13 protein-coding genes are annotated in these 12,181 nt (G+C 73.4%); 9 read left to right on the top strand and 4 right to left on the bottom strand.

Annotated elements, in window-relative coordinates; genetic code table 11:
- From ACFPZN_RS46960 to ACFPZN_RS46950, 3 genes are all read left to right on the top strand, one after another.
- A complete protein-coding gene (locus tag ACFPZN_RS46960; protein WP_378289980.1) occupies positions 1 to 1,212 on the top strand; it encodes a cytochrome P450 family protein in 1,212 nt (403 codons plus the stop codon).
- Positions 1,209 to 2,417: a class I adenylate-forming enzyme family protein gene (locus ACFPZN_RS46955; RefSeq protein ID WP_378289979.1), complete on the top strand. Its 1,209-nt coding sequence runs from the start codon at positions 1,209 to 1,211 to the stop codon at positions 2,415 to 2,417. Before ACFPZN_RS46960 ends, ACFPZN_RS46955 begins: the two co-directional genes overlap by 4 nt.
- Before the next feature lie 86 nt (positions 2,418 to 2,503).
- Positions 2,504 to 3,763, top strand: a complete 1,260-nt coding sequence (locus ACFPZN_RS46950) for an acyl-CoA dehydrogenase family protein (RefSeq protein WP_378289977.1) — start codon at positions 2,504 to 2,506, stop codon at positions 3,761 to 3,763.
- A 268-nt stretch (positions 3,764 to 4,031) separates the two neighbouring features.
- Here the strand turns inward: ACFPZN_RS46950 and ACFPZN_RS46945 are convergent, their stop codons facing one another.
- A complete protein-coding gene (locus ACFPZN_RS46945; RefSeq protein ID WP_378289975.1) occupies positions 4,032 to 4,196 on the bottom strand; it encodes a zinc ribbon domain-containing protein in 165 nt (54 codons plus the stop codon).
- 359 nt (positions 4,197 to 4,555) lie between these two features.
- Between ACFPZN_RS46945 and ACFPZN_RS46940 the strand changes: the two genes are divergently transcribed.
- Both ACFPZN_RS46940 and ACFPZN_RS46935 read left to right on the top strand, forming a co-directional pair.
- On the top strand, positions 4,556 to 5,185 hold the full coding sequence (locus ACFPZN_RS46940) for a hypothetical protein (protein ID WP_378289973.1): 630 nt from the start codon (positions 4,556 to 4,558) through the stop codon (positions 5,183 to 5,185).
- Between the two features lie 119 nt (positions 5,186 to 5,304).
- Positions 5,305 to 6,210: a helix-turn-helix domain-containing protein gene (locus ACFPZN_RS46935; protein WP_378289971.1), complete on the top strand. Its 906-nt coding sequence runs from the start codon at positions 5,305 to 5,307 to the stop codon at positions 6,208 to 6,210.
- On the opposite strand, the gene ACFPZN_RS46930 is transcribed toward ACFPZN_RS46935, so the two are convergent.
- On the bottom strand, positions 6,207 to 6,635 hold the full coding sequence (locus ACFPZN_RS46930; RefSeq protein WP_378289968.1) for a hypothetical protein: 429 nt from the start codon (positions 6,633 to 6,635) through the stop codon (positions 6,207 to 6,209). The genes ACFPZN_RS46935 and ACFPZN_RS46930 overlap by 4 nt on opposite strands.
- A 647-nt stretch (positions 6,636 to 7,282) precedes the next feature.
- On the opposite strand from ACFPZN_RS46930, the gene ACFPZN_RS46925 reads away from it, so the two are divergent.
- Positions 7,283 to 8,179: a polysaccharide pyruvyl transferase family protein gene (locus ACFPZN_RS46925; protein ID WP_378289966.1), complete on the top strand. Its 897-nt coding sequence runs from the start codon at positions 7,283 to 7,285 to the stop codon at positions 8,177 to 8,179.
- 11 nt (positions 8,180 to 8,190) lie between these two features.
- Here ACFPZN_RS46925 and ACFPZN_RS46920 read toward each other — a convergent pair whose 3' ends face one another.
- Positions 8,191 to 8,790 carry a TetR/AcrR family transcriptional regulator gene (locus ACFPZN_RS46920; protein WP_378289964.1) on the bottom strand — a complete coding sequence of 200 codons (600 nt, stop codon included), beginning with the start codon at positions 8,788 to 8,790 and terminating at the stop codon, positions 8,191 to 8,193.
- 129 nt (positions 8,791 to 8,919) lie between these two features.
- On the opposite strand from ACFPZN_RS46920, the gene ACFPZN_RS46915 reads away from it, so the two are divergent.
- Positions 8,920 to 9,741 (top strand): SDR family NAD(P)-dependent oxidoreductase, encoded by an 822-nt coding sequence (locus ACFPZN_RS46915; RefSeq protein WP_378289962.1) that lies wholly within the window; start codon positions 8,920 to 8,922, stop codon positions 9,739 to 9,741.
- Between the two features lie 144 nt (positions 9,742 to 9,885).
- On the opposite strand, the gene ACFPZN_RS46910 is transcribed toward ACFPZN_RS46915, so the two are convergent.
- The gene (locus tag ACFPZN_RS46910; protein WP_378289960.1) at positions 9,886 to 10,125 is read right to left on the bottom strand and encodes a hypothetical protein; all 240 of its coding nucleotides are present in this window, start codon (positions 10,123 to 10,125) and stop codon (positions 9,886 to 9,888) included.
- 190 nt (positions 10,126 to 10,315) lie between these two features.
- Between ACFPZN_RS46910 and ACFPZN_RS46905 the strand changes: the two genes are divergently transcribed.
- Positions 10,316 to 10,972, top strand: a complete 657-nt coding sequence (locus tag ACFPZN_RS46905; protein ID WP_378289958.1) for a TetR/AcrR family transcriptional regulator — start codon at positions 10,316 to 10,318, stop codon at positions 10,970 to 10,972.
- A 35-nt stretch (positions 10,973 to 11,007) separates the two neighbouring features.
- Positions 11,008 to 11,916 (top strand): alpha/beta hydrolase, encoded by a 909-nt coding sequence (locus ACFPZN_RS46900; RefSeq protein WP_378289956.1) that lies wholly within the window; start codon positions 11,008 to 11,010, stop codon positions 11,914 to 11,916.
- Positions 11,917 to 12,181: the final 265 nt, after the last annotated feature.

The following is a 12,181-nucleotide window of genomic DNA, read 5'->3' as shown; positions in this document are numbered from 1 at the left end:
ATGGAACCGGCGCACATCGTGCTGGACTTCCGGCCGGAGGACGTGCACTCGGTCAACGAGCGGCTGCGGCGGGCCGGGACGCTGGTCCCGGTGGAGGTCGAAGGCGTGCGGGTGTGGGCCGCCGCCCGCTACGCCACCCTGGAGGCCGTCCTGACGCACCCCGACCTGTCCCGGGACATCCGGCACTGGTCGCGGGAGGGGCGGCGCGCCCTCGACCCCGGGGGGTCGATCGCGCAGATCGTCGGGGACACCTCGCTGGTCAACGCCGAGGGCGCCGAGCACCGGCGGCTGCGCGGGCCGCTCGCCCGCGCGTTCTCGCCGGGCCGCGTCCGCAGGCTGCGGCCCCGGATCGAGGCGCTGACCGCGGAGCTCGTCGACCGGCTGGCGCTGCTGCCGCCGGGCCCGGTCGACCTGCGCCGCGAGTTCGCCTTCCCGCTGCCCTGCGACGTCATCGCCGACCTGCTGGGCGTCCCGCCGGGCCGGCGGCCCGAACTGTACGAGCACGGGCGGGTGACGTCCACGACCCGGGACGACCGCCGGCGCCTGGCGGGCGCCCGCGCCGGGCGCCGCGCGGTGCTCGCCGAGATCGTCGCCGAGCGGCGGCGCGGCCCCGGCGACGACCTGATCAGCGAGCTGGTCGCCCTGGAGGGGGACGGTCTCGGCCCCGGCGAGGTGCTGGACACCATCGAGGTGCTGTTCGTCGCCGGGCACGTCACGACCGTCAACCTCATCACCAACGCCGTGCGGGCCCTGCTCGACTCCCCCAGCCAGCTGCGGCTGCTGCGGTCCGGGGACCTGCCGTGGGAGGCGGCCGTCGAGGAGTCGCTGCGCCTGCACTCCCCCATCGGGGTGTTCCCGATGCGCTACGCCGTCCGCGACCTGCGGATCGACGGAGTGCGGGTGCGCAAGGGCGAGGCGGTCCTGGCCTGCTACGCGGCGGCCGGGCGCGATCCCGGGCGGTACGGGGAACGGGCCGCGCGGTTCGAGCCGTCCGGCCAGGCCACGCCGCACCTCTCGTTCGGGCTCGGGCACCACTACTGCCTGGGCGCGCCGCTGGCCCGGCTGCAGACCGAGGTCGCGCTGGACGCGCTGTTCGAGGCGTTCCCCGACCTGGCGCCCGCCGAGCCGCTGGACCGGCTCGGCGGCCTGAACACCGTGATCGCCGTCAGCGCCAGGACGCTGCCGGTACTGCTCGGCAGGAGGGCGCGGTGAGCGGCGGCGGGCTCGGGCGGGCGGTCGCCGACGGCCTGCGCGCCGCGGCCGACCGCGAGGTGCTCGTGCGCGGCGACCGCCGGCTGCGCGGCGACGAGGTGCTGGCCATGGTCGAGGCCGGCGTCGAACGGCTGACCGCGCGCGGCGTTCGGCCGGGCGCCACCGTCGCCTGCCTGTACGGCGAGGCGCCCGAGTCGGTCGCGGCGCGGCTGGTCGCGCTGGCGCTCGGGTGCCGGTTCGTGCACCTGGTACAGGACGTCCCGGTCCCGATCGCGGCGGAGACGATGCGGGCGCTGGACGCCTCGGCCCTGCTGTGGGACCCGGCCCGGGAGCCGGACGCCGGGCCGCTGCTGGCCGCGTGCCCGGTGCCGGTCCGCGCCCGGCTGGACGCCGGGCTGTTCGCTCCGACGACGGCCGGGCCGGTGGACATGCCCGGTCCGGACGACGCCCCGGACGCGACGTCGGTGGTGATGTTCAGCAGCGGCACGACCGGGCCGCGCAAGGCCGTGGCGTACGGGCACGGAACCGAGGCCGCCCACCTGACCGCCGCGCGGGCGATCTTCGGTCCCGGACCGTGGCGGCTCCTGGTGGCGCCGCGCGCCCGGTACCTGCCGGGCCTGTTCACGCTGTGGACGCTGGCGGGCGGCGGCACGGTCGTCCTGGAACCGGCCCTGGGCGACGCGCGGCGGCTGGCCCGGCTGGTGGACCGCGAGGGCGTCACCCATTGCATGGCGGGCCGCCCGCTGGCAGTCTACGGCCTCGCCCGGGATCTGGACGCTCCCCTGACCGGCCTGCGGCAGCTGCTCTACGGCGGGACGGCCGCCTACCCGGCCCGCACCGCCGCGGCCGGCCGGCGGCTCGGCCCGGTGCTGACGCAGACCTACGGCATCACCGAGGGCGGTTTCCTGACCGTCCTCACCGCCGACGACCACCACCGCACCGAGCTGCTGGGATCCGTCGGGCGGGCGGTGCCTGGGGTGGAGATCCGCGTCCGCGACTCGCGCGGCGGCGACCTTCCCCGCGGGGAGACCGGGGAGGTGTGGGTCCGGACGGGGCAGCGGATGCTCGGCTACGTCAACGCCCCCGGGCGCACGTCCCGGACGGTGCCGGGCGGCTGGCTGCGCACCGGGGACCTCGGCCGCCTGGACGCCGAGGGCTACCTGTTCCTCTCCGACCGTGCCGCGACCGCGCCGCCCGTGAGGTGATCTCGGCCTGCTTCCACCTCGGGTGAAAGAGTGGGGCATGTAACCGCCCCCTTACCGCCGGGGCCGAGGAGAGGCCGAGGAGACCCATGGACTTCACCCTGCCCGACACGCTGGTCCGGCTGCTCGCCGACCTGGACGACTTCATCGAACGGGAGATCGCGCCGCTGCAGGAGCAGGACGAAAACGCGCGGTTCTTCGACCACCGCCGCGAGTACGCCCGCACCGACTTCGAGAACGGCGGCGTCCCGCGCCCGGAGTGGGAGGAACTGCTGGCGGAGGTGTTCCGGCGCGCCGACGCCGCCGGATGGCTGCGCTACGGCCTGCCCCGGGAGGCGGGCGGCTCGGACGGCACCAACCTGGACATGGCGGTGATCCGCGAGCATCTGGCCCACCGCGGGCTCGGCCTGCACAACGACCTGCAGAACGAGTTCTCGGTGGTGGGGAACTTCCCGTTCGTCCACATGCTCCTGGAGTACGGGACGCCGGAGCAGCGGGAGGAGTTCATCGAGCCGATGCTGGCCCTGGAGAAGGGCGTCGGCTTCGGGCTCACCGAGCCCGACCACGGCAGCGACGCCACCTGGATGGAGACCGCGGCCGTCCGCGACGGCGGGGACTGGATCATCAACGGGGCCAAGCGCTTCAACTCCGGGATGCACGCGGCCACCCACGACGTGATCTTCGCCCGGACCTCCGGGAACCCCGGGGACGCGCGCGGCGTCACCGCCTTCTTCGTCCCGGCCGACTCCCCCGGCCTGTCGGTCGACTTCCACTGGTGGACGTTCAACATGCCCACCGACCACGCCGAGGTGACGCTGCGCGACGTGCGGGTGCCCGACTCGGCGATCTTCGGCGCGGAGGGCGAGGGGCTCGCGGTGGCGCAGACGTTCGTGCACGAGAACCGGATCCGGCAGGCCGCCTCCGGGGTCGGCGCCGGGCAGTACTGCGTCGACCGCAGCGTCGAGTACGCCCGGCGGCGCAGCACCTTCGGCAAGCCGCTGGCGACCCGCCAGGCGATCCAGTGGCCGCTGGTGGAGCTGCAGACCGAGGCCGAGATGCTGCGCGGGCTGGTCCGCAAGACCGCGTGGGAGCTGGACCGGGTCCCGCACATGGAGATCAGCGACCGGGTCTCGATGTGCAACTACCGCGCCAACCGGTTCGTGTGCGAGGCGGCCGACCGCGCGATGCAGGTGCACGGCGGGCTCGGCTACACCCGGCACACCCCGTTCGAGCACATCTACCGCCACCACCGGCGCTACCGGATCACCGAGGGGGCGGAGGAGATCCAGATGCGCAAGGTCGCCGGGTACCTGTTCGGGTTCACGGGCCCGCGCAAGGGCGAGGGCTGAGAGGGCCCACCCGGGCGAGGTGACGCGGGAACGCGGAACCTGCGCGGCCGCCGCCGCGGGTGCCGACTGCGTCCAAGGCGGTGAGTTGACCTCCTCCCCCTCGTCAACCGAGGGGGATTCCAACCTGTGGCCTCAGGAGAGGGCAACAGGTTGAGGTTCGCGGTTCGTCCGCCCCGGCAACCCGGAGCGTCCCCGCGCAGCAACGGCCGGTCCGGCCGCCGTGCACACGAGCCTGGACTCGCGTGCGATGTTGCACGCCGCGTTCACATCAGCATCGCCGACGTAGCCGCAGGACCGGCAGCCGGAAACACGCTTGGCTCTCGCGCGCCTCCCGGCCCCTGGCCCCGCACGCCGAACAGCGCTGCGAGGTGTACGCGGGATCGATCTTTTGCACGCGGTCGGGCGCCTTAGGCTCCAGCCGCTCGACCAGCATGGCCCGGCCAGCTTGGTCTGCACCGGCCAGGCAGTATCGACGTTAGCACCATCCTCGCAGGCCGCACCCAAGATTTCGGAGATCCGCCGTGGCGGCGGATCCCCAGTCCCTGCCCTGCTCCCCAGGAATCCGATTCCTCCCCCGGACGATCCGTCCGCGTGCGCGAGCGCACCGGCGCCCTGAAGTCCAAGGTCGAGACGCGCGTCCGGGAGGGGGCCATCGCCCGGCGGCGCGGCGACGACCTCCTCCGCATCCTCTCCGCCGGGTAGGCGAGGCGGCCGGGGTCCCCTCCGCATCCCCAGGAGGAACGGGACATCTGACTCATGACACCCGGCCGGGAAGATCGGCAGCATCGGCCCATGCTTCGTGGATCGCTGTGTGCGCTGACGTTGGTCGTGTCCCTCGCCGGGTGTTCCAGTGAGGTCGCGCAACCGCGCGACCCCGTGCAGCTGGACGGCAAGGCGTTCGGCCCGGAGCTGCCCGCGGTGCGCCCGTACGAGTTGAACGGACCGCGCACGCTGGCCGGCTGGTCCCGCGATCCGGAGCTGGAACGGTCCGCCGACTTCACCAGGCTGGCCTCCGCGCTCCCGCAGTCGCTCCGCGCCCGGCTCACCGGCGTCCGGGCGGGCTATTACCGGCTGCCCGGCAGCGACCGCGTCCTGGACCGGTTCTTCTACGCGGGCGGCACGCTGGGCGGCGGTGATCCGGAGGCGGTCGCACAGGAGGTCATCGCGTACGCCAACGGCTACCGGCGGCGGACCGTGACGGCCGCGGACGCCACGTTCGGCGACCCCGCCGTCAAGCGCGTCTACGTCAGCTTCGGCCTCGCCGCCTTCCAGAACCCCTACCAGGTCGGCAAGGCGGCGCCCGCGTCGTACAACTCCGTCGTGTGGACGGACGGGAAGACGCTCGGGGTGGTCACGATGGAGAGCCCGAACCTCTCCGACGTGCTCGGCAAGTCCAAGCAGATCCGCGCCGACCTCGGCTGAGCACGCGCGCCCCGGAAAATGGCTCCGGGGCGACCGAAACCCGGGCGGGGAGGTTATATCATCGCGCGCACCGGGGGCGTTCGGAATGTGCACGACGGGGTGGTCGCGCGAGGAGCAGCATGACGAGCACCGGACCGCGGGGCGGCCTTCCCGCGGCTCCCCAGTTCAGCCCCGCACGCGGCGGTCCGTCCATCTGGCGCATGCTGCTGGGCGCGCGCCTTCGCCGCCTCCGTGAGGCTGCGGGCGTGACGCGCGAGGACGCCGCCTACTCGATCCGGGCGTCGGCGTCCAAGATGAGCCGGCTGGAGCTGGGCCGCGTCGGTTTCAAGGACCGGGACGTCGCCGATCTGCTGACCCTCTACGGCGTGCACGACGAGAGGGAGCGGATGAGGCTCCTGGCCGTCGTCCAGCGCGCCAACGCGCCGCAGTGGTGGCACCGGTACGGCGACATCGTGCCGACCTGGCTGGAGACCTACATCGCGCTGGAGGAGGCCGCCCACCGCGTGCGCGTGTACGCCACGCAGCTGGTTCCGGCGCTGCTGCAGACCGAGGACTACGCGCGCGCCGCCATGGACCTGTGCCCGCCGCACAGGCACCCGGACGACCTCGACCGCCGCGTCGAGCTGGAGATGGAGCGGCAGCGGATCCTGGCGCAGCCGGACCCGCCCAGGCTCTGGGCGCTGATCGACGAGGGCGCCCTGCGGCGCCCGGTGGGCGGCCGGCAGGTCATGCGCCGCCAGCTGCGGCACCTGGTCGAGATGACCGCCGTGCCGAACGTGACGCTGCAGATCCTGCCCGCCCGGCTGGGGCTCGGCCTGCCGGGCGGGCCGTTCACCCTGCTGCGCTTCCAGGAGCCCGACCTGCCCGACGTGGTCTACCTGGAGCAGCTCGGCGGCGCCCAGTTCCTGGAGAAGCGGCAGGAACTCGACCTCTACGGCAGCACGCTGGACGCCCTGTGCGCGCGGGCGGCCCAGCCCGACCAGACCGCGGAGCTGGTCAAGGCCGTCATCGGCGACCTCGGCTAGCGGGTGAGCTCCTCCAGCCGTTCGAGCGGCGTGGCGCGCAGCTTCTGCAGGCACATCACCGGCAGGTAGGCGCCGTCGCTCTCCATGACGTGCGTGGCGGTGGACGGGCAGTCCTTCCGGGTCTTCACGCGGGCGGCCACCTTGGCGATGGCCTGCTGGGTGCCGCAGGCCGCCTTGTCGAGCCCGCCGACGGCGAACGACGGGTCCTCGATGCAGTCGCCGGTGCCGAGGACGCCGCCGCCCTGGCCGAGGCACAGCACCGGCCGCGACACCGAGCCGCCGCCGCCGAAGGACCTCAGCTTCATCGTCTCCAGCGTCTGCGGGGCCGGGCAGGCGGCGCCGGAGTCGACCCGGGCGATGACCTTGCCGTACCAGTCGCCGGAGCACGGCTTCTCGCCGCCGAAGCCGAAGGAGGCGCTGCTCACGCAGTCACCCTTGGCGATCATGGCCCCGCCCGCGCCGGGGTCGCCGGGGTGCGGGCCCACACCCACCAGTGGGTGTGGGCCGGGCTGTCGCCCCTGCTGTTCCGGACTTGGCCGTACTTGACCTCCTCCCCCTCGTAAACGAGGAGGATTCCAACCCGTGGCCTCAGAAGAGGAGAACAGGTTGAGGTTCGCGGTTCACCCGCCCCGGCAACCCGGAGCGTCCCCGCGCAGCAACGGCCGGTCCGGCCGCCGTGCACACGAGTCTGGCCTCGTGTGCGATATTGCGTGCCGCGTTCACCTCGGTGTTGCCAGCGTAGCCGCAGGACTGACACCGGACACACGCTTGGCTCTCGCGTGCCCCCAGGCCCTAACTCCCGCATGCTGAGCAAACACTGCGAAGTGTACGCAGGATCGATCTTGCTGCACGCGGCCGAGCGCCTGTGCTCCAGCCGCTCAACCAACATGGCCTGGGCAGCTTGCTCTCCACCGGCCAGGCATCACAGATGCTAGTACCAGCCCGTAGGCCGCGCCCGGAGTTTCGGAAATCCGCCGTGGCGGCGGATCTCCGACCGGCCCGCTCCTCGCCTCTGGGCGTTTGGCCTGCTCCTTCGGGGAAGCCTCAGCGGGAGGGAAGCGGAGGGGAGCCGATGCGGGTGCTGCTGGCGGGATGGCCGAGCTTCCTGCGCGGAGAGGCCACCGCCGGGGACGTCCTGGCGATGGAGGCGGTGCGGGCGACGCTGGCGGGCGCGGGCGTGGAGTGCGACACCGCCTGGAGCCCCGTCCTGCGCCCGGAGGGGCTGACGCTCGACGGTGCGGACCCCGCCCGCTACACGCACCTGGTGTTCGCCTGCGGCCCCGCGCACGGCCGCCAGGTCGAGTCCCTGCACCGCCGTTACGCGCGCTGCCACCGCATCGCGGTCGGCGTCTCGGTCATCGATCCGGGCGCGCCCGCCGTGACGGGGTTCCATCTGGTGCTGCCCCGTGACGCCCCCGGCGCGGAGCCGAGCCGGGACCTGTCGGCCGCGACGCCCGTGCCGTCCCCGGGCCCTCCCGTCGTGGGGGTCGTGCTGGCGCCGGGCCAGGGCGAGTACGGCCGGTGGGCCGACCACGGGCGCGTCGACCGGGAGCTGACGGAATGGCTGCACGCGCGCGGGCCGGCACGGGTGCCGCTGGACACCCGGATCGACCCGCGCGACTGGCGGCACCCGGCGGCGCCCGCCGAGCTGGAGGCCGTCCTGCGGCGGCTGGACCTGGTGGTCACGACCCGCCTGCACGGCCTGGTCCTCGCGCTCCGGAACGGGGTGCCGGCGCTGGCGGTGGATCCGGTGGGCGGCGGCGCGAAGGTCACCGCGCAGGCGCGGGCCTGGGGCTGGCCCGCGATCGTCACCCTGGGCGACCGCGAGGAGTCGTTCCACCTCGACCGGGCCGTGCTGGACCACTGGTGGGACTGGTGCCTGTCCCCCGGCGCCGGGCGGCGTGCTTGCGGGTACGGGACGTTCGCGTCACCGCTCCTCGCCCGTCTCGGCGAAGCGCTCGGACTGTAGGGGCGGAGGCGTCAGGGGCGGAAGGCCCTGAGCGCGGCGTCGACGAGCGCGTCGGCGTACTCGGCGGTGAGCGGCCCGGAGCGGTGCAGCCACCGCTGGAAGAGGGGGGCGTAGAGCACTTCGAGCACCAGGTCGAGATCGGCGTCCGCCGCCAACTGGCCCGCGCGCTGGGCGCTGCGCAGCCGCGCCTTCTTGGCCTCGTCCACGGGACGGGCCAGCTTCTCGCGGTACTGGGCGGCGAGGCCGGGATCGTTGACGATCTCCGCGTTGAGCGCGCGGACGGGCCGCTCGAACTCCGGGTCGGCGAACTCGGCCGCCGTCGCGCGCATGACGAGCTTGAGATCGGCCTCGAGGTCGCCGGTGTCGGGCAGCGCCATGCCCTCGCCGCCGGCGTCCAGGCTGAGCTCCAGGAAGGAGTCGAAGATCACGGCGCCCCTGGACGGCCACCACCGGTAGATCGTCTGCTTGCCGACGCCCGCCCGCGCGGCGATGGCCTCGATCGAGACCTTCCCGTACCCCACCTCGGAGATCAGCTCGCGGGTGGCTGTGAGGATCGCCTGCCGCGACCGCTCGCTGCGCCGGGTCTCGTCGGGCCTCCTGGAGTTGGGCATGCGGGTCAGGCTAGCAGCTGACGAGACGGACCGGTTCGTGTTGACAACCGGTGAGCGAGGACGCAGACTGTGGAGCGTCAACGAACCGAGACGTATCGTCTCGTCTCTATCGAGAAGGGGTGAGTCGCTGTGACGACCCGAAGAGTGTGGTTCATCACCGGCGCCTCCCGGGGCCTGGGCAGGGCGTTCACCGAGGCCGCCCTCGCCGCCGGAGACCGCGTCGTGGCCTCCGCCCGCGATGTCTCACCGCTCGCGGACCTGGCCGGGAGGCACCCGGACGCCCTCCTGCCGCTCCCGCTGGACGTCTCCGACCGCGGAGCCGTGTTCCAGGCGGTCGACAGGGCCGCGGAAGCCTTCGGGAGGCTCGACGTCGTGGTCAACAACGCCGGCGGGCTGCTGTACGGGATGGTGGAGGAGGCCACCGAGGAGCAGGTCCGCGCCCACCTCGACGTGAACTTCTTCGGCGCGCTGTGGGTGACCCAGGCCGTGATCCCGTACCTGCGCGCACAGGGATCGGGGCGGATCCTGCAGGTCACGTCCATGGCCAGCGGAGGGGGCATGGCCTCCGTCGGGTTCTACGGCGCGGGCAAGGCCGCGCTGGACTCGCTCACCGAGGCGCTGGCCATGGAGGTCGCGCCGTTCGGCGTCAAGGTCACGAACGTGCAGATGGGCGGCTACGACACCGGGCTGTTCACGACCGGCACCACGGCGACCGCCCCCGACCCGGCCTACGCCTCCCTGCGGGCCGAACTGGAGGAGATGTGGGGCGACGACGCCGGGCCGGACCCGAGCACCGCCGCACCCACGATCATGAAGCTGGCCGGGCTGCCGGATCCGCCCCGGCGGCTGATCGTCGGCAGCCGGTCCTACGACCTCGTCCAGCAGATGGACGGCGCCCGCACGGAGCTGTACCGGTCGTGGGAGGAGCTCAGCCGCACCGCCCCGGGCTGACCCGGCGGCCGGTTCCGGACGGCGCCGGCGCCCGCCCTGGTCTGGCGAAACGGCGCTCCACGGCCGATGATGTGGTGATCGGGGCCGGGCCGTTGCCCCCGTGCGGTCCGGCCTCTTTTTTGATCTCCACCGGCTCCACCGGCCTCAGCGCCACAGGTGTCTGAGCCGCCAGGGACTCCCCTCGATCTCCGGGCCGACGACCTCCACGACGACCATCGGGCCGTCCGGCTCGCTGGCCTGCAGGCGGAAGAGCCGCGCCTCCCCGGGCGCCTGCCACTCCCCCATCACCTTGCGCACGCGGTACGCCCGTCCCGCCTCGGGCGTGAGCAGGGTCGGACGGCCGGTCGCCGGGTCTGTCTCCACCTCGACAGGTGCATCGATCAACACAGCACCCAACTCTAGAACATTTGTTCGAGTCGCGGCGACGTTCTCTCGCGGAACGTCGGCGCCGCCCGTCGTGGCGGCATCCCGGAAACGCTGTCCACATGCGGCCTGAGCCACCGAACCCCATTGCTAATGCGAAGGTGTTCGCATTAGCTGGTGATGTCCGGCACGACGACACGGGAGCGGCGGAATGCGGGAGACCCGGCAGGCTTCGGGGGCGGTCCGCCCCGGGGGCCGCACGGCGCGCACGCGCGCCGCCGTGCTCGACGCGGCGCGCGACGAGCTGGAGGACGCCGGGTACGCGGGCCTCACCCTGGAGCGCGTGGCCGAGCGGTCCGGAGTGCACCTGGCCACGCTGTACCGGCGGTGGCGCACCGTCGAAGGACTGGTCGTCGACCTGCTGGGCGAGATCGGCAAGACCCGGGTGCCGATCCCCGACACCGGCTCGCTGGAGGAGGACCTCCGGATCCTCGCCCTGGAGATCGCCCGGCTGTACCAGCAGCCCCGGATGCGGGCGCTGATCGAGGGCGTCGTGGCCGCCGCCGTCCGCTCCCCCGAGGCGTCGGACGCCTGGGCCACGGTGATCGCCGAACGCAACCGGCTGGCCGCGCGGATCGTCGAGCGCGCGGTCGAACGCGGCGAGCTCCCACCCGGCACCGACGGCATCGCGGTCATCAGCGCCGTCGGAGCCCCCATCTACTACCGCATGCTCGTGGCCCGCGGCGCCGTCGACGACGCCCTCGCCGAGAGCACCGCCGTCTCCGTCCACGCCGGAGCGCTGAAGGGCGCCTTCACCCGGCCCGCCGGCGATCCCCCGGCAGACGGCACGCCGTCCACCACTCCCTGACAGGACCGCCCCACCAGGCGCGGAAAGGACACGCAATGCGACAGGACATCGAGTTCGACTCCGCCGGCACCACCCTGCGCGGCCGGCTCTACACCCCCGACACCTCCCCCGGCCCCCACCCCGCCGTCGTCGTCACCCACGGCCTGGGCGCGGTCAAGGAGCAGTACACCGACGACATCGCCGAGGCGCTCGCCGCCGCGGGCCTGGCGGTGGTCCTGTACGACCACCCCACCTTCGGCGCCAGCGACGGCGAGCCCCGGCAGGAGGCCGACCCGTGGGCGCAGATCCAGGGCTACCGGGACGCGATCACCTTCCTGTGCACCCGGCCCGAGGTGGACCCCGGCCGCATCGGGATCTTCGGGTCGAGCTACTCCGGCGGGCACGTGCTGGTCGTGGCGGCCCTGGACCGGCGGGTGAAGGCGGTCTACTCCCAGGTCCCGGTGATCAGCGGCGGGACGACCCTGTCGCGGTTCATCCCCAGCGAGGCCCTGGCGGAGGTCCGGCGCACCTTCGACGCCGACCGGCTGGCGCGCTTCCGCGGCGAGCCCCCGGCGATGCTCCCGCTGGTCACCGCGACGCCGGGGGAGCCGGCGGCGATGGCCGACCGGGAGACCTACGAGTGGTACCAGACCATCGAGCCCGAGCGGCTCGCCACCTGGCGGAACGAGATCACCCTCCGGTCGGTGGAGTCGATCTCGGGCTACGAGCCGGGCGACTTCATCTCCCGGATCACCCCCACGCCGCTGCTGCTGGTGGTCGCCAAGGACGACATCCTGACCCACAGCGACCTGGCCTTCGCCGCCTACGAGCGCGCCCTGCACCCCAAGCGGCTGGTGACGCTGCGCGGCGGCCACTTCGTCGTCTACAACAAGGAGTTCAAGAACACCGTCGGCCTGATGACCGAGTTCTTCCTCGACAACCTGGGGCCTGAGGGCGACGCCTGACCGGTTCCAGAACCGATCATGAGATTCCCCGGGTGCCGGACGGGGGTAGGGGCCAGAAGGGTCCGCCACAGGATCACGCACGCCGGAGAGGGAGGCGCGTCTTGACCTCCTCCCCCTCGTGAACGAGGGGGATTCCAACCCGTGGCCTCAGGAGAGGAGAACAGGTTGAGGTTCGCGGTTCGTCCGCCCCGGCAACCCGGAGCGTCCCCGCGCAGCGACGGCCGGTCCGGCCGCCGTGCACACGAGCCCGAGCTCGCGCGCGATC

It is taken from the genome of Actinomadura rugatobispora (genome assembly GCF_042656285.1).
GTDB lineage: Bacteria > Actinomycetota > Actinomycetes > Streptosporangiales > Streptosporangiaceae > Spirillospora > Spirillospora rugatobispora.
Note: the sequence above shows the minus strand (reverse complement) of the source record. Positions and strands in the feature narration are given on the sequence as shown.